Here is a 16,746-nt window from a genome sequence, read left to right as displayed (position 1 = left end):
TTGTGAGACCGGAAACGGATGCCGGCACCGCGGCGCGATGCCGCCGCGAATGCCGCCACCTTCAGAAAAACGGCGATGCGGTCATGCGAACGCCACCCCGCCGCCGTGCGCCGCTCAATCCTGCAGCGCGGCCCACATTTCCTTGTCGCGCTGCGCGGTCCAGATGCGCGGATGCGTGATGCCGCTCGCTTCGTCGAACGCGCGCGACACGTCGAACGGCAAACAGTGCTCGTAGATGAACACGTGGCCGAACTTCGGATCCATCGCTTCGCGCGTGAGCGCCATCGCCGCCTTCAGGTCGAGATTGCGCTCGACCGCCTTGCGGCCCTGCGCGAGCAGCGTCGTGACGAAATCCTTCGTGTAGTCGAGGCCCTTGTCGACCTCGGCCGGATTCAGCAGCGCGGGGCCGCGGCCCGGCACGAGCTTCTCCGCGCCGAGCGCGCGCAGCGCCTCGAGCGTGGCCGGCCACTGTTCGAGCTGGGCGTCGCCGCAATAGCACGCGGCGTCGTATTCGACGAGGTCGCCCGAGAACAGCACCTTCTGCGACGGCAGCCACACGATCGTGTCGCCCTTCGTGTGGCCCGAGCCGACGTGCATGATCTTCACTTCGAGCTTGCCGAGGAACAGCGTGATCTCGCGCTCGAACACGAGCGTCGGCCAGGTCAGGCCCGGCACCGTCTCGACGCCGGCGAACAGGCGCGGGAAGCGCTCGATCTCCGACTTCATGTCGGCCTCGCCGCGCTCGACGATCATCTCGTACGTGCCGCGGCTCGCGATCACGTGCTGCGCGCCTTCGGCGAAATACGCGGACGCGCCGAGCACGCGCACCGCGTGGTAGTGCGACAACACCACGTGCTTGATCGGCTTGTCGGTCACGCTGCGAATCTTCGCGATCAGGTCCTGCGCCATCGCGGGCGTAGCGGTCGTATCGACGATCAGCACGCTGTCGTCGCCGACGATCACGCCCGAATTCGGGTCGCCTTCGGCCGTGTACGCGTACGCGTTCTCGGACAATTGCGTCCAGGTGACTTTCTTCTCTTCCAGATCGGCTTGGGAGGCGAATGCTTTGGCCATTGTGCGTTCCGTGGCTGCGAGCCATGTGTTGAGGGGAATGAGCGGATCATCTGCCTGCATCGAATATTTGTCAATGACAAACACGCTTGTTATTGTCTAATACGGGTAAACCTGCGGGCTGGCGGAAGAAATGGCGTCGGATACCATGCGGGGTTTCGTCAACGGAAGAATCATCGCGTGCAGAACCACGAAGTCAGCGCGGACGATGCGCCGCCCAAGGCGCAGCGCGGTATCCAGAGTGTCGAGGTCGGCGGCAGGCTGCTCGACGCGCTCGCGCGCCGGCGCAAGCCGCTCGGGCTGTCGGAGCTGGCCGCGGCGGCCGATCTTTCCACCGCGCAGGCGCACACCTATCTCGTGAGCCTGACGCGGCTCGCGCTCGTCAAGCGCGATGCGATCACCGGCAACTACGAGCCCGGCCCGCTGTCGCTGCGGCTCGGGCTGATGTCGATCGAGCGCCAGCCGGCCTACCGCGCGACGCTGCCGCACGCGGCGCGGCTGGCGGAAACGGTCGGGCTGAGCGTCGCGCTGTCGGTGCCGGGCGTGCTCGGCCCGACGATCGTGCGCATCGAGCGCGGCGGCTATCCGCTGCACATGAACCTGCACGTCGGTTCGGTGATGTCGCTCGACACGACGGCGACCGGCCGGGTGTTCCGCGCGTTCGGCGACGCCGCGCAACTCGACGCGATGGCGGCCAGCCAGGCCGGCGCGGGCGATACGCTCGCCGGCGCCGACAGCGCGTCGGGCGCGCCACACGGCGATGCGCAACACGTCGAACTCGACACGATTCGTACGCGCGGCATCGAACGCAGCATCGACCGGCCGAGCCCGGGCGTCAGCGGGATGTGCGTGCCCGTCTTCGATGCGCACGGGCGGCTGCAACTCGCGTTGACGGTAATCGGTTCGACGGGATCGATCGATGTCGACTGGGACGGCCCGATCGCGGCGGCCTTGCGCGATGCGGCGCGGCAGGCCACTGCGTCGCTCGGCGCCGCGCGTGCGGAACCGGCGCCCGCGCCGGCGCCGGGCGCCGCGCGCGTCCCGCCCGCGCTGGCCGACGACGCAAAAGCGCAGCGCGGAATCAATGCGCTCGACAGCACCGGCGAGTTGCTGCTCGCGCTGGTGTCGGCCGGCCGCGCGCTGCCGCTGCGCGATCTCGCGACGGCGGCCGGCATGCCGGCCGCGAAGGCGTTTCCGCATCTCGTCAGCCTGCAGAAGATCGGTTTGCTGAGCCGCGACGACGCCGGCTGCTTCGATGGCGGCCCGCTCGCGCAGGCGCTCGGCCTGATCGCGATGCAGCGCGTATCGCCGACGCGCGACGCGGAAGCCGAGATCGTCGCGCTCGCCGCCGCGACCGACATGAGCGTGGCCGCCGCGACGCTCGGGCCGCTCGGGCCGACCGTGATCCGGCTCGAGGAATCGGCGCGGCCGCAGCACGTGAGCCTGCAGGTCGGCACCGTGATGTCGCTCGTCAATACGGCGATCGGCAGGGTTTTCGCGTCCGGCATGTCCGACGACGTGCTGGCCGACCTGCTCGTCAACGAGCCCGTGCGCCTCGCCGGCGCGCCCGTCGCACCGGACGACGCGACCTTCCGCGCCCGGCTCGCGACGATCCGCGCGGACGAACTCGATTTCGCGTTCGACGCGCCGGTGCCGGGCATCGGGACGATTGCCGCGCCCGTGTTCGATCACACCGGCAGCATCCGGCTCGTGATCGCGATCATCGGCTCGTCGCGCGGCTTTCCGCGCGGGCCGGACAGCGAGCTGGCGCAGACGCTGCGGGCCGCGACGCGGCGATTGTCATGGCGCTTCGGATGGATCGGCCGGTAATCGCGCCCGTTCCGTACGCTCGAATTCCTTTTTCCTCCACGCGCAGCCGTGCCGGCACGGCCGCGTCGCGGCTGTCCGGCACGCCGGCGCAGCCGACGTTCATGTTGCGTGGCAGCAACAGGAATTGTCAGTAATTCTCATATAACGAAATCGCATTTCACAAGGCGGCAGCCCTTCGATATGATTAGGGTTATCCCTAACTCGCCACCTACATGGGGCTTCGTCATGCAAACGTCTAATGTCTCCGATCGTTCCGCCCAATCCACCGGCTGGCTCGCACGCGTGGGCGAGCTGCTGGCAGAAGCCTGGGCACTGCATCTCGCGAACTGCGAAGTCATCGCCGAAGCACACGCGCGCCTGCCGCGCTGAGCAGACTGCCGGCCGCTTGATTCGCTTGCGATAACGCACGCCGACAGCGGCTGTTGCACCGGGCAACCGACGGTCGCGCCGGTCAGCTAGCAAGCGGCCGGGTTCGTCCCGGCCGAATACGCCCACCGCGTGGCAAGCGTTTCTAGATTGTCTCGAGGCGGTGTTTCAGGCCGTGTGCAGCCCGAGATCGGCGCCGACCGATACGGATCGATGTGGATTGCCGGCAGCCGCGTGCCTCAAGCCGGAAGCCATTCCCCGCCAGCCCGCGATCGTGCCCGGCCATCGCGGGCGGAAGATTCTTCCGTTTTTGCGTGTCCGCCGGCCGCCCCCGGCGAGCCCCGGCCGTTCGCCGGTTTCGTCCGCGCCAGCGCCTCGCCGCCTACGCCCCTCGTTGCAACGGCGGCCGCGCGCCCGTCTCCGCTCCGTCACACTTGAATCGAAGGCACGTCCTTCATGCATCGCAGCGCGAACATGGAACGGCTGTGCCGGATGCTCGAAATCCGGTACAGCTTTTCGCGCAGGAAGCGTTCGTAGCCGGCCGTGCCGTCCACCGCCACCTTGATCCAGTAGTCGTACTCCCCCGACACCAGATACGCCTCGAGCACCTCCGGCAGCGCCGCCAGTTCGGCACCGAAGCGCGCCAGCGCGTCGTCCTCGTGGCGATCGAGCGTGACTTCGAGGATCACGATGTCCGCGTAGCCGAGCTTGCGCTGGTTGACCAGCGCGACATAGCCGTCGATGTAGCCGTCGAGTTCGAGTTGCCGCGTGCGGTTCCAGCAGGCGGTGGTCGACATGCCGATCTGTTCGGCCAGTTCGGCGTTCGACAGACGCGCATTTTTCTGCAATGCACTCAGGATCTTGCGGTCCTGATTGTCGAGCGTTTTCGGCGTGCGTTCGCGAGTAGCCATGACGAGAAGAATCTTCTACTGAAAATCGGCATTCTATCTGAACAGGATTCCGGTTACAGGTGCGTTTTGCCAGAAAACAGGAAGCCTTTTAACCGGGCCGCTTGATACATTTTCTCCATGCCTGCTGGCCGGCACGCTCCCCGCGACACCCTCGCAGCGGGACGCACGGCCGCAATCACGAGTTGCGGTGCCGGCCCGCAGGCATGCGATTCCCCGCCGCCCGCACGCCTATCCGACCGCGTGCGGGGCCGGTGCCTGCCTCCCCGTTCCTGCCCGTCCGTCATGTCGTTCAAGCTTTATCTGTCGTTCCTCGCCGCTTCCGTCGTCCTCATCTATGCGCCCGGCCCCGTCAACCTGCTCACGATGAACCAGGCGTTGCGCACCGGCTGGCGCCGCGCGCTGCCGTGCGTCTGGGGCGGCACGCTCGCCGTGCTGCTGCAACTCGCATTGACCGCGCTGTGCCTGAATTCGCTGGTCCACATCGACGAACACGCGCTGACCGTGCTTCGCTGGGCCGGCGCCGCGTATCTCGTATGGCTCGGCGGCAAGCAATGGCTGAGCCGCGCGCCGGGCGGCGCAGCCGCGGCACCGGCCGACGCCGGCGCCGGAACGGCAAGCGCCGCGCCGGATACCGACACCAGGCGCGCGCTGTTCTGGCGCGGCGTCGCGACTTCCGGGCTGAATCCGAAGACGCTGCTGTTCTTTCCGTCGTTCTTTCCTCAATTCATCAGCCCGAATGCCGACTGGAGCCTGAACCTTCAATACCTGCTGCTCGCCGCGACGTTCGCGCTGCTGTTCGCGGGCGGCGTCGCGTCGATGGCGCTGTTCTCGCACCGGCTGAGCCGCGCGTTGCAGCGGCCGGCGCGCATGCGTGCGATGAACCGCGTGACGGGCGGGTTGCTCGTCGGGATGGGCGCGATCATGGTCGGCTGGAATTGAACGGCCACGCGTACGGTCGTGCGCGTGAGCGTGGCCGCGCCCCGCACCACTGTGGTTGTTGAAACCCGACACGGCGTTCCCGCCGCAACGGTTCGCCTGCACGCCCAACGACGAACCGGTCGATAGGTCGACGATCCCGAACCGCCGTTCGGCACGACCGATGCCCGATGACGCCGCGAGCCGGCGATCCCGTGGCCGCGTGGCCCGGGCTCGCCGTCGCGCGGCCGGTACAATCGCGCGATGTCCGAATTGCTCACCTACGGCGGCCTGTTCGCCGTGTCGATGGTCGCCGCGACCCTGTTCCCGCTGCAATCCGAAGCCGTGCTCGCCGGCCTGCTGCTGGCCGGGCGCGAACCTGTATGGGCGCTGGTGCTCGTCGCGAGCGTCGGCAATGTCGCGGGGTCGACGATCAACTGGGCGCTCGGCCGAGGGATCGAGCATCTTCGCGAGCGCCGCTGGTTTCCGGTCAAGCCGTCCGCGCTCGCGCGCGCCGAGCGCTGGTATGCGCGCTACGGCCGCTGGTCGCTGCTGCTCAGCTGGGCGCCGGTGATCGGCGATCCGCTGACGATGATCGCCGGCGTGCTGCGCGAGCCGCTGCCCACATTTCTCGCGATCGTGACGATCGCAAAAGTCGGCCGCTATCTGGCCGTCGCGTGGCTCGTGACGCACTGAAGCCGTCCGTCATCCGGTTCCGCGGGTCGAGCCGGCGCATGCCGTCGCCGTGCGCGCGCCGCTAAAGAATTCGCCGAAACTGCCGATCACCTTACAACAAGCGGTGACGCGTGCGTTCCGCCCCTCTCTCCCCACTCAGGATCCCGTATGAGATTGACCCAATTGGGCCGGGTGAGCGTCGGTACGCGTCTTGCCGCGCTGGCGTGCGCGCTCGTTGCACTGCTGTTCACCGTTTTCGCATGGGCGCTCGCCCATTTTGCCGGCCAGCAACTCGCCGACGAGGCGCACGCACGGATCGCCGACAAGGAGCAGTCGATCGGCGCGATGGTCGAGCTGTTCGACAAGGCGCTGTCGGCCGAAGCGACGCGCGCGATGACGCTGTTCGCGAGCTTCCTGCCGGCCGACTTCGCGCTCGATCCGGCACGCACCGTCGACATCGGCGGCGTCGCCGCGCCGACGCTGTCCGCCGGCGGCCAGCCGCTCGACCTCGACTATTCGATTCCCGACCAGTTTCTGAAGAAAAGCGGCGCGATCGCGACGATCTTCGCGCGCGACGGCGACGACTTCGTGCGCATCACGACGTCGCTGAAGAAGCAGGACGGCGCGCGCGCGGTCGGCACGAAGCTCGACCGCGCCGGCCCCGCGTACGCGCCGCTCGTCGCCGGGCGCAGCTACACCGGCCTCGCGAAGCTGTTCGGCCGGCCGTACATCACGCAGTACAGGCCGGTGACCGACGCGTCCGGCCGCGTGATCGGCGCGCTGTTCGTCGGCCTCGACATCGGCGCCGAGCTCAAGCTCGTCGAGGACGGCATCCGCTCGCTGAAAATCGGCGACAACGGCTACTACTTCGTGCTCGATGCATCGCAGGGTCCGTCGCGCGGCGCGTTCGTCGTGCATCCCGATGCGGCGGGCCAACCGGCCGACGGCACGCGCGCGCCCTACGCGCAGATGCTCGCGGCCGGCCAGGGCCGGCTCGCGTACACGTCGACCGACCCGGCCGCGCACGACCGCGGGCCGACCGCGAAAGTCGTGTCCTTCACGACGATTCCGCAGTGGCAATGGCTCGTCGGCGGCATCGCGCTCGACGACGAACTGCTCGCCACCATGCGCGCCACCCGCAACCGCTTCCTGATGATCGGCGCCGTGCTCGTCGCGGCGTTCGCGACGCTGTTCGTCATCGTCGTGCGACGCGTCGTGAGCCGGCCGCTGGAAGCCGCCGCACGCGCGTCCGAGCGCTATGCGGCGGGGGACCTCAGCGTGCGTATCCGCGACGGCGCGAACGTACACGACAGCGCGGGCAACGACGAGATCGGCCGGCTCGTGCAGGCCGTCGACGGGATCGGCGACGGCCTCGCGCGAATCGTCGCGCAGGTGCGCAACAGCGCGGCCGACATCGCGCACGGCACGGTCGGCATCGCGGCCGGCAGCGGCGACATCGCCGCGCGAATCGCGACGCAGGCGAGCAGCGTCGAACAGACGGCCGCGAGCATGGAGCAGATCACCGCCGCCGTGCAGCAGAGCGCCGAGCATGCGGCGCAAGCCAACGCGCTGGTCGCGGACGCATCGGCCGCCGCGACGAACGGCGACGCCGCGGTGCAGCGCGTGGTCGCGACGATGGACGACATCGGCCGCGCGACGCGCCGGATCGCCGAGATCACCGGCGCGATCGAAGGCATCGCGTTCCAGACCAACATCCTCGCGCTGAACGCGGCCGTCGAGGCCGCCCGCGCGGGCGAACACGGCAAGGGCTTCGCGGTGGTCGCGGCCGAGGTGCGCGCGCTCGCGCAACGCAGCGCGGCCGCGGTCAAGGAGATCGACACGCTGAGCACCGAATCGTCGACGACGGTCGAACAGGGTTACCGGATCGCGGACGCCGCGCGCGGCACGATGCGCGACATCGTCGCGCGGGTCGACCAGGTCCGCACGCTGATCGGCGAGATCAGCGCCGCATCGCGCGAGCAATCGACCGGCATCGAGCAGGTGAATCTGGCCGTCACCCAGATCGGCGACGCGACGCAGCAGAATGCAAGGCTGATCTCGGATGCCGAGCGCGCGGCCGTCGCGTTGCGCGACCAGGCCGCGCAACTGTCGGAAGCGGTGAGCGTGTTCCGGCTGGAGCGCGGCGCGTAATCTCGCGATCGTCGACGCGCGGCGGCGGAAAGCCCGCCGCCTACTTCTTGTCGCCGGCCAGATCGATCGCCTTGTCCGAGCCGACCGCATGGCGCAACTGGAACTTCTGGATCTTGCCGGTCGACGTCTTCGGCAGCTCGCCGAAGCGCACGGCCTTCGGCACCTTGAAGCCCGCGAGCAGTTGCCGGCAGTGCGCGACGATCTCCTCCTCGGTCACGCTCGCGCCTTCGCGCAGCTCGACGAACGCGCACGGCACCTCGCCCCATTTCGGGTCGGGCATTGCGACGACGGCCGCCACGGCGACGGCCGGATGGCGGTACAGCGCGTCCTCGACCTCGATGCTCGAGATGTTCTCGCCGCCCGAGATGATGATGTCCTTCTTGCGATCCTTGATCCGGATATAGCCATCCGGCATCAGCACCGCGAGATCGCCGGTATGGAACCAGCCGCCGTGAAACGCCTCGTCGGTCGCCTTCGGGTTCTTCAGATAGCCCTTCATGCAGATGTTGCCGCGGAACATGATCTCGCCGAGCGTTTCGCCGTCGGCCGGTACCGGCGTCATCGTGTCGGGATCCAGCACCGTCGCGCCCGCCTCGAGGTGATAGCGCACGCCCTGGCGCGCATTGAGCCGCGCGCGTTCCTCGTCGGACGCCGCTTCCCAGTGCGACTGCTTCGCGCAGACGGTCGCCGGGCCGTAGACCTCGGTCAGCCCGTACACGTGCAGCAGGTCGAAGCCGATCTCCTTCATCTTCGCGATCACGGCCGGCGCGGGCGCCGCGCCCGCGACCATCGCGTGCACCGTATGCTCGATCCCGTCGCGAAGCTCGGCCGGCGCGTTCGCGATCGCGCTCTGCACGATCGGCGCGCCGCAGTAGTGCGTGATGCGCTCGCGACGGATCAGGTCGAACACCGTCTTCGCGTCGAACTTGCGCAGGCACACGTTCACGCCCGCGCGCGCCGCGACGGCCCACGGGAAACACCAGCCGTTGCAGTGGAACATCGGCAACGTCCACAGATACACCGCGTGCTTCGGCATGTCCCATTCGAGGATGTTGCTGATCGCCGCGAGATACGCGCCGCGATGGTGGTAGACGACGCCCTTCGGGTCGCCCGTCGTGCCCGACGTGTAGTTCAGCGCGATCGCCTCCCATTCGTCGGCGGGCGGCGTCCATGCGTAGCCGGGGTCGCCGCCGGCCACGAACGCCTCGTAGTCGGTCGCACCCGCGAAACGGTCGGGATCCGCCGGCGTCGCGTCGGCCACGCTGACGATCTTCAGGCCCGGCACCTCGAGCGCCGCGCGATGCGCGACCTCCGCATATTCGGTGTCGACGATCAGCACCTTCGCCTCGCCGTGACGCAGCATGAACAGCACCGACGACACGTCGAGCCGCGTATTGATCGTGTTCAGCACGGCGCCGGCCATCGGCACGCCGAAGTGCGCCTCGACCATCGCCGGGATGTTCGGCAGCAGCGCCGCGACCGTGTCGCCGCGTGCGACGCCGGCCTGCGCGAGCGCGCTCGCCAGTTGCCTGGCCCGCGTATGGGTTTCGCCCCACGTGCGCCGCACGTCGCCGTGCACGATCGCCGTGCGCTCGCCGTAGACCTCGGCCGCGCGGACCAGGAAATCGATCGGCGTGAGCGGGACGTAGTTGGCGTCGCGGCGGCCGAGCCCGGCCTCGAACATCTGCGTCATGATCCTGTCTCCCGTGTTCTGTCGACCGGGGCGCATGCACCCCGGCGCGTTTTGATGTGGTTCAATTGCCGACAGCCTAACGGGCGCTATTGTGAGCCGTCTGTCGTCGAAACGACAGAGTGCCGCTCGAGCGCTGCGCGTTATCCCTATCCTCGCAAACCCGCACCCATGCACGACCACCCCGACGCGGCCGCCGACCCGGCCGACACGCTTCCCGAACCGGGCCCGCTGCCGCCGCTGGCGACGCTGTTCGGCCAGTGCGCATGGTTCCGCACGCTGGCGCCCGAACACCAGGCCCTCGTGCTGGCCCAGTCGCACGTCGAGCAGTGCGACGCCGGCGACGTGATCGCGCACCGGCTCGCGCCGTCCGAATACTGGATCGGCGTCCATCGGGGGCTGCTGAAGCTCGCGATCTTCAACGCGTCGGGACGCGGCTGCACGTTTTCCGGCGTGCCGTCGGGCGGCTGGTTCGGCGAAGGCAGCGTGATCAAGCGCGAGCGGCGCAAGTACGAGGTCGTCGCGATCCAGCGCTCGACCGTGCTGTTCGTGCCGGTCGACACGTTCCATGCGCTGCTCGACACGAGCCTGCCGTTCACGCGGTTCGTGATTCATCAGTTGAACAACCGGATCGGCGAATTCATCGCGTCGATCCAGAACAGCCGCCTGCTCGATGTCGACGCGCGGGTCGCGCAGGCGCTCGCGCAGCTCTTCAACCCCGCGCTGTACCCGGATACCGGCCCGTCGCTGTCGATCTCGCAGGAGGAACTGGGGATGCTCGTCGGCGTGTCGCGCCAGCGGATCAACCAGGCGCTGCAGCAACTCGAGAAGCTCGGCGCGTTGCGGCTCGCGTACAACCAGATCGACGTCGTCGATCTCGACGCGCTGGCGCGCTTCGGCATGGAGCAGCTGTGAGTGCCGCCCGATGCGCGAAACCGCCGCCATCGCGCCGCGGCATTTCGTCCGCGGAATCGGCCGACGGCCGGCGCGCCCCAACCTGACAATTCAGCCAGTTTCGCGACAGTAACCCGTGCCGGGCCGACGCCTATCATTCGGGTTCCCTTCACCGCCGCCCGATCACTGCCTGTTCCGCCGCCTCCATGTGGATCGTCAATCTCGCGCTCAGGCGCCCCTACACGTTCATCGTCATGGCCATCATGATCGTGCTGGCCACCCCGCTTGCGCTGATGCGCACACCGGTCGACGTGCTGCCCGCGATCAACATCCCGGTGATCAGCGTGATCTGGAATTACACCGGCTTCTCCGCGACGGAGATGACGAACCGCATCACGTCCGTACATGAACGGATCCTGACGACGACCGTCAACAACATCCAGCACGTCGAATCGACGTCGCTGCCCGGCATCGCGGTCGTGAAGGTGTTCCTGCAACCGGGTGCGAACGTGCAGACGGCGATCGCGCAGACGGTCTCGTCCGCGCAAGCGATCGTGCGGCAGATGCCGCAGGGCGCGACGCCGCCGCTCGTGATCACCTATTCCGCGTCGAGCATTCCGGTGATCCAGCTCGGGCTGTCGAGCAAGACGCTCAGCGAACAGTCGCTCGCCGACATCGCGCTCAACTTCCTGCGCCCGCAACTGATCACGGTGCCGGGCGTGCAGATCCCGTTCCCGTACGGCGGGCGCACGCGCGTGGTCGCGATCGACCTCGATCCGCAGGCGCTGCTCGCGAAGGGCCTCACGCCCGCCGACATCGTCAACGCGGTCAACGCGCAGAATCTCGTGCTGCCGACCGGCACCGCGAAGATGGGCCAGACCGAGTACCGGATCGACACGAACGCGTCGGCCGATACGATCGCCGACATCAACGACCTGCCGGTCCAGACCGTCAACGGCGCGACGACCTACCTGCGCGAGGTGGCGTCGGTACGCGACGGCTTCGCGCCGCAGACCAACGTCGTGCGCCAGAACGGCCAGCGCGGCGTGCTCATCTCGATCCTGAAAAGCGGCGACGCATCGACGCTCAAGGTCGTGTCGGACCTGAAGGCGCTGCTGCCGAAGGTGATCCCGACGCTGCCCGAGGGGCTCGCGATCACGCCGCTGTTCGACCAGTCGGTGTTCGTCGACGCGGCCGTCCAGGGCGTGATCCACGAGGCGCTGATCGCCGCCGTGCTGACCGCGATGATGATCCTGCTGTTCCTCGGCAACTGGCGCAGCACGCTGATCATCGCGATCTCGATCCCGCTGTCGATCTTCACGTCGCTGATCGCGCTGTCCGCGCTCGGCGAGACCATCAACATCATGACGCTCGGCGGGCTCGCGCTCGCGGTCGGCATTCTCGTCGACGATGCAACCGTCACGATCGAGAACATCGAGCGGCATCTGCATCTCGGTACGCTCCGGGCCGCCCCTAGCGTGCCGAGCAGCCCCCTCGGGGGGCAGCGACCGGAGGGAGCGTGGGGGTCGTCGTTCGGCACCAACCTTCACGACGCGATCCTCGAGGGCGCCGGCGAGATCGCGGTGCCCGCGCTCGTGTCGACGCTGTGCATCTGCATCGTGTTCGTGCCGATGTTCTTCCTGACCGGCGTCGCGCGTTTCCTGTTCGTGCCGCTCGCCGAAGCCGTGGTGTTCGCGATGCTGGCGTCCTACGTGCTGTCGCGCACGCTGGTGCCGACGCTTGCGATGCTGCTGTTCCGCCCGCAGCAGGCGAGCACCGGCTCCGGCCATTCCACGTCGCGCTTCGCACGCATTCATCACGCGTTCAACGCAGCGTTCGAACGGCTGCGCGCGTGGTACATCGTGCTGCTCAGCATCCTGCTCGTGCGCCGCCGCTTTTACGCGCTGTGCTTCCTCGGCTTCTGCGTGGCGTCGACGGGCCTCGTGTTCGTGCTCGGCCGCGACTTCTTCCCGAACGCCGATTCCGGCAACATCCGTCTGCACCTGCGCGCGCCGACCGGCTACCGGATCGAGGAAACCGCGCGCCTCGCCGACCAGGTCGAGCGCGTGATCCGCGCCACCGTGCCGCCCGACGAGCTCGGCGCGATCGTCGACAATCTCGGACTGCCGGTGAGCGGCATCAACCTGTCGTACAGCAACGCCGGCACGATCGGCACGCTCGACGGCGAACTGCTGATCGCGCTGAAGCCCGGCCACCGCGCGACCGGCCACTACGTGCAGACGCTGCGCACGCTGCTGCCGCAACGCTTCCCGGGCGTCGAGTTCTTCTTCCAGCCGTCGGACATCATCACGCAGATCCTCAACTTCGGGCAGCCGGCGGCGATCGACGTGCAAGTACTCGGCAACGATCTCGCGAGTAACATGACCATTGCGAGCAGCCTGATGAAAAAGATCAGGCAAATCCCCGGCGCCGTCGACGTGCACGTGCTGCAACGCAATGACGAGCCGACCCTGCTGGCCGACATGGACCGTACGCGCATGCAGCAGCTCAATCTCTCCGCCCAGAACGTCGCGCAGAACATGCTGATCTCGCTGTCGGGAAGTTCGCAGACCACGCCGTCGTTCTGGATCAACCCGCGCACCGGCGTCCAGTACCCGCTGCAGATCCAGACCCCGCAATACAACCTCTCGTCGGTCGACGACCTGCTCGGCACGCCGATCTCGGCCAGCGGCCGCACGGGCATGCCGCTGCAACTGCTCGGCAATCTGGTGCAGGTGCGCAGTGCCGCGAACCCGGCCGTGATCACGCACTTCAACATCCGCCCGGCGATCGACGTGTACGTGAGCGTCGAGGGCCGCGATCTCGGCGCGGTTGCGGGCGAGATCGACCGCATCGTCGCGGACGCGCGCGCGACGTTGCCGCGCGGCACCAGCCTCGCGATGCGCGGCCAGATCGAGACGATGCGCACGTCGTATCTCGGCCTCGGCGCGGGCGTCGCGATGGCGATCGTGCTCGTCTACCTGCTGATCGTCGTCAATTTCCAGTCGTGGCTCGACCCGCTGATCATCGTCAGCGCGATGCCGGCCGCGCTCGCCGGCATCGCATGGATGCTGTTCGTCACGGGCACGCACCTGAGCGTGCCCGCGTTGACGGGCGCGATCATGACGGTCGGCGTCGCGACCGCGAACAGCATTCTCGTCGTGTCGTTCGCGCGGCAACGCCTCGCGGACGGCGCGCCGCCGCTCACGGCCGCGCTGGAGGCCGGCGCGACACGGATCCGGCCGGTGCTGATGACGGCGCTCGCGATGATCATCGGGATGGTGCCGATGGCGCTCGGCCTCGGCGAAGGCGCCGAGCAGAACGCGCCGCTCGGCCGCGCGGTGATCGGCGGGCTGCTGTTCGCGACCGTTTCGACCTTGCTGTTCGTGCCGCTCGTGTTCGGCGGCGTGCATACGCGGCTGGCCCGGCGGCGCGCGCGCCAGGCCGGACACTGACTTTCGCCCCATTACCCGGTTGAATTGGTTGAATTCATGGAAGAGAAACATCACAGCGCCGTCGGCATTCAAGTGGACGAACACGGCATGCACCTGCCGGCGCGCGCGTCGGTGTCGCGACGCGCGCGCATCGTCGCGATCGTGATCGGCGTGCTGCTGGCCGCCGGCGCCGCGCGCACGCTCATCGTCAACGGTCTGAACCGCAACCGGCTCGACGCGGTCGCCGCGCAGAACACGCGCCAGTACGTGAGCGTCGCGCATCCGGTCGACGCGGCCACCGGCGGCAAGCTGACGCTGCCCGGCACGCTGCGCGGCTTCGTCGAGGCGCCGATCTATGCGCGCGCGAGCGGCTACGTGCTGCGCTGGCATGCCGACATCGGCGCGCACGTGAAGCAGGGGCAAACGCTCGCCGAACTCGACACACCGGAACTGAACCAGGAACTGGCGCAGGCCACCGCGCAACGCCAGCAGGCGCAAGCCGCGCTCGCGCTCGCGAAGACGTCGTTCGACCGCGCGCAGCAGTTGCGCCAGCGCGATGCCGTGTCGCAACAGGAGCTCGACGACCGGCAAGGCGCGTTCAACCAGGGCGCCGCGAACCTCGCCGCGGCCGATGCGAACATGCGCCGCCTCACCGAGCTGAAGGGCTTCCAGCGGATCGTCGCGCCGATCGACGGGATCGTCACGCAGCGCAACGTCGACGTCGGCGATCTCGTCAATTCCGGCAACGCGGGCCGCTCGCTGTTTTCGGTCGTGCAGGCCGACCGGCTGCGGCTGTACGTACAGGTGCCGCAGGCGTATGCGCAGCAGGTGAAGGTCGGCCAGCACGTGAGCGTCGCGCAGGCCGAGCTGCCTGGGCGAACGTTCGACGGCACGATCACGCGCACGTCCGAGGCGATCGATGTCGCGACGCGCTCGCTGCAGATCGAGATCACGCTGCCGAACCCGGACGGGCGGCTGCTGCCCGGCGCGTACGTGCAGGCGACGCTGCCGATGACGCCGGTCGGCCGCCTGCAGGTGCCGGCCAATACGCTGTTGTTCCGCGCCGAAGGCCCGACGGTCGCGACCGTCGATGCGAACGGCCATGTGCATCTGAAAGCCGTGACCATCGCGCGCACGATCGGGCAGACGCTCGAAGTCGACGGCCCGCTGACACCGAGCGACCGCCTCGTCGAAAACCCGAGCGACGCGCTCGCGAACGGCGACACGGTCGTCGTGCAGGCGGCGCCGGCCGCGAAGCCGGCATCCGCGGTTGGCGGAGCGAAGTCGTGAGCGCGATGCGCGCGCGCCTGTGCCCGGCCGCGATCGGCGCCGTCGCGATCATCGCGGCGGCCGCCCTCGCCGGCTGCACGGTCGGCCCGGATTACCGGCGCCCGGCCGTCGACACGCCGGCCGCGTGGCGACTCGACCCGGCCGACGCGTACTGGCACCCGGCCGCACCGGCCCGCGCGCCGCTCGATCCGGCCTGGTGGACCGCGTTCGGCGACGCGCAGCTCGACGCGCTGGAAACCGATGCGCTGCGCAACAACCAGAACCTGAAGGCGATGGCCGCGCGCTACGACCAGGCGAAGGCGACGCTCGCATCGGTCGCGTCCGCGCAATATCCGGCCGTCGGCCTGAACGCGAGCGGCCAGCGCTTCAAGATCTCCGCCGACCGGCCGCAGACCAACTACGCGACGAAGAGCATGTCGACCGTGCAGAACGAGATCCAGGTCGGCGCGGCGGTCAGCTACGAACTCGACCTGTTCGGCCGCGTGCGACGCGGCGTCGAAGCCGCGCAGGCCAGCTCCGAGCAGGCGCGCGACGATTTCGCGAATGCGCGTCTCGTGCTGAGTGCCGATCTCGCGTCGAGCTATTTCGCGCTGCGCGAACTCGACACCGAGATCGACGTCGTCAAGCGCTCGATCGAGTTGCAGCAGAAGGCGCTCGACTACGTGAGCGCGCGCCACGACCTCGGCGCGGTGTCGGGCCTCGATCTGTTGCAGCAGCGCGCGCAGCTCGACGCGACGCGCACGCAGGCACAGCTGCTGATCCAGCAGCGCGCGCAGGTCGAAACCGCGATCGCGACGCTGGTCGGCACGCCGGCCCCCGCCTTCTCGCTGCCGCCGCGCGTGGTGCCGATCAACGCGCCCGCGCTGCCGACCGGCATGCCGAGCGACCTGCTGCAACGGCGCCCCGACGTCGCGTCGGCCGAGCGCGCGATGGCCGCCGCGAACGCGCAGATCGGCGTCGCGCGCGCCGCGTATTTCCCGCGCATCGCGCTGTCGCCGGACATCGGCTGGGACGCGACGCGCTTCGCGGGCCTGTTCACCGTGCCGGCGCTGCTGTGGTCGGTCGGCGGGTCGCTCAGCCAGCCGCTGTTCGAAGGCGGCAAGCTGAAGGCCGGCGTCGATTTCGCGCAGGCCGGCTACGTGGCCGCGCAGGCCAGCTACCGGCAGACCGTGCTCACCGCGTTCCAGGAGGTGCAAAATGCGGTGACCGGCCTGTCGGTGCTGGCGCAGGCGGCGCAGCAGGCATCCGCGGCCGTCGATGACGCGCGCAAGCTCGTCTCGCTCGCGCAGGACCGTTACGCGGGCGGCCTGACGCCGTTCATCGACGTGCTGACGGCCCAGCAGCAATTGCTGACGAGCGAGCGCCAGGCCGTGCAGATCCAGGGCCAGCGCGCGGCGCTCGTCGTGTTTCTCGCGAAGGCGCTCGGCGGCGGCTGGGACGGCGGTGCGGCGAACGACCCCGCGCCGTCCGACGTCGCGTCGGCGGCCCCGCAGCGCAGCGCGGGCGTCGGCCCTTGACC

The 16,746-nt window shown here is 68.8% G+C and carries 12 protein-coding genes; 9 read left to right on the top strand and 3 right to left on the bottom strand.

The window, feature by feature from the left end:
* Window positions 1-114: 114 nt before the first annotated feature.
* Window positions 115-1,074: an MBL fold metallo-hydrolase gene (locus WS89_RS02975; RefSeq protein ID WP_059789442.1), complete on the bottom strand. Its 960-nt coding sequence runs from the start codon at window positions 1,072-1,074 to the stop codon at window positions 115-117.
* Window positions 1,075-1,251: 177 nt separating this feature from the next.
* Here WS89_RS02975 and WS89_RS02970 point away from each other — a divergent pair, with 177 nt between their 5' ends.
* Together WS89_RS02970 and WS89_RS02965 are read left to right on the top strand one after the other, a co-directional pair.
* Window positions 1,252-2,901 carry an IclR family transcriptional regulator gene (locus WS89_RS02970; RefSeq protein WP_059789441.1) on the top strand — a complete coding sequence of 550 codons (1,650 nt, stop codon included), beginning with the start codon at window positions 1,252-1,254 and terminating at the stop codon, window positions 2,899-2,901.
* Between the two features lie 225 nt (window positions 2,902-3,126).
* Window positions 3,127-3,270, top strand: coding sequence for a hypothetical protein (locus WS89_RS02965; RefSeq protein WP_257127371.1), 144 nt, complete (start codon window positions 3,127-3,129; stop codon window positions 3,268-3,270).
* Between the two features lie 425 nt (window positions 3,271-3,695).
* Here WS89_RS02965 and WS89_RS02960 read toward each other — a convergent pair whose 3' ends face one another.
* Window positions 3,696-4,178: an Lrp/AsnC family transcriptional regulator gene (locus tag WS89_RS02960; protein WP_059505137.1), complete on the bottom strand. Its 483-nt coding sequence runs from the start codon at window positions 4,176-4,178 to the stop codon at window positions 3,696-3,698.
* 282 nt (window positions 4,179-4,460) lie between these two features.
* Between WS89_RS02960 and WS89_RS02955 the strand changes: the two genes are divergently transcribed.
* From WS89_RS02955 to WS89_RS02945, 3 genes are all read left to right on the top strand, one after another.
* Window positions 4,461-5,117 carry a LysE family translocator gene (locus WS89_RS02955; protein ID WP_059789440.1) on the top strand — a complete coding sequence of 219 codons (657 nt, stop codon included), beginning with the start codon at window positions 4,461-4,463 and terminating at the stop codon, window positions 5,115-5,117.
* A gap of 240 nt (window positions 5,118-5,357) precedes the next feature.
* Window positions 5,358-5,789 carry a YqaA family protein gene (locus WS89_RS02950; RefSeq protein WP_059789439.1) on the top strand — a complete coding sequence of 144 codons (432 nt, stop codon included), beginning with the start codon at window positions 5,358-5,360 and terminating at the stop codon, window positions 5,787-5,789.
* Between the two features lie 147 nt (window positions 5,790-5,936).
* Window positions 5,937-7,919, top strand: a complete 1,983-nt coding sequence (locus WS89_RS02945) for a methyl-accepting chemotaxis protein (protein ID WP_059789438.1) — start codon at window positions 5,937-5,939, stop codon at window positions 7,917-7,919.
* A gap of 40 nt (window positions 7,920-7,959) precedes the next feature.
* On the opposite strand, the gene WS89_RS02940 is transcribed toward WS89_RS02945, so the two are convergent.
* Entirely contained in the window at window positions 7,960-9,612 is a 1,653-nt protein-coding gene (locus WS89_RS02940) for an acyl-CoA synthetase (RefSeq protein ID WP_059789437.1), read from the bottom strand.
* Window positions 9,613-9,780: 168 nt separating this feature from the next.
* On the opposite strand from WS89_RS02940, the gene WS89_RS02935 reads away from it, so the two are divergent.
* From WS89_RS02935 to WS89_RS02920, 4 genes are all read left to right on the top strand, one after another.
* The gene (locus WS89_RS02935; protein ID WP_059789436.1) at window positions 9,781-10,524 is read left to right on the top strand and encodes a Crp/Fnr family transcriptional regulator; all 744 of its coding nucleotides are present in this window, start codon (window positions 9,781-9,783) and stop codon (window positions 10,522-10,524) included.
* 185 nt (window positions 10,525-10,709) lie between these two features.
* Window positions 10,710-13,958 (top strand): efflux RND transporter permease subunit, encoded by a 3,249-nt coding sequence (locus WS89_RS02930; protein WP_059789435.1) that lies wholly within the window; start codon window positions 10,710-10,712, stop codon window positions 13,956-13,958.
* 36 nt (window positions 13,959-13,994) lie between these two features.
* Window positions 13,995-15,227 (top strand): efflux RND transporter periplasmic adaptor subunit, encoded by a 1,233-nt coding sequence (locus tag WS89_RS02925; RefSeq protein WP_059505122.1) that lies wholly within the window; start codon window positions 13,995-13,997, stop codon window positions 15,225-15,227.
* A 5-nt stretch (window positions 15,228-15,232) separates the two neighbouring features.
* The gene (locus WS89_RS02920) at window positions 15,233-16,744 is read left to right on the top strand and encodes an efflux transporter outer membrane subunit (protein ID WP_059789717.1); all 1,512 of its coding nucleotides are present in this window, start codon (window positions 15,233-15,235) and stop codon (window positions 16,742-16,744) included.
* Window positions 16,745-16,746 lie beyond the last annotated feature (2 nt).

This window comes from Burkholderia sp. MSMB1072 (assembly GCF_001524725.1).
Classification (GTDB): domain Bacteria; phylum Pseudomonadota; class Gammaproteobacteria; order Burkholderiales; family Burkholderiaceae; genus Burkholderia.
Note: the sequence above shows the minus strand (reverse complement) of the source record. Positions and strands in the feature narration are given on the sequence as shown.

Coding starts and splice junctions, on each gene's coding strand:
- WS89_RS02975 (WP_059789442.1), bottom strand. CDS start 1,074: ATGGCCAAAGCATTCGCCTCCCAAGCCGATCTGGAAGAGAAGAAAGTC.
- WS89_RS02965 (WP_257127371.1), top strand. CDS start 3,127: ATGCAAACGTCTAATGTCTCCGATCGTTCCGCCCAATCCACCGGCTGG.
- WS89_RS02960 (WP_059505137.1), bottom strand. CDS start 4,178: ATGGCTACTCGCGAACGCACGCCGAAAACGCTCGACAATCAGGACCGC.
- WS89_RS02955 (WP_059789440.1), top strand. CDS start 4,461: ATGTCGTTCAAGCTTTATCTGTCGTTCCTCGCCGCTTCCGTCGTCCTC.
- WS89_RS02950 (WP_059789439.1), top strand. CDS start 5,358: ATGTCCGAATTGCTCACCTACGGCGGCCTGTTCGCCGTGTCGATGGTC.
- WS89_RS02945 (WP_059789438.1), top strand. CDS start 5,937: ATGAGATTGACCCAATTGGGCCGGGTGAGCGTCGGTACGCGTCTTGCC.
- WS89_RS02940 (WP_059789437.1), bottom strand. CDS start 9,612: ATGACGCAGATGTTCGAGGCCGGGCTCGGCCGCCGCGACGCCAACTAC.
- WS89_RS02935 (WP_059789436.1), top strand. CDS start 9,781: ATGCACGACCACCCCGACGCGGCCGCCGACCCGGCCGACACGCTTCCC.
- WS89_RS02930 (WP_059789435.1), top strand. CDS start 10,710: ATGTGGATCGTCAATCTCGCGCTCAGGCGCCCCTACACGTTCATCGTC.
- WS89_RS02925 (WP_059505122.1), top strand. CDS start 13,995: ATGGAAGAGAAACATCACAGCGCCGTCGGCATTCAAGTGGACGAACAC.
- WS89_RS02920 (WP_059789717.1), top strand. CDS start 15,233: ATGCGCGCGCGCCTGTGCCCGGCCGCGATCGGCGCCGTCGCGATCATC.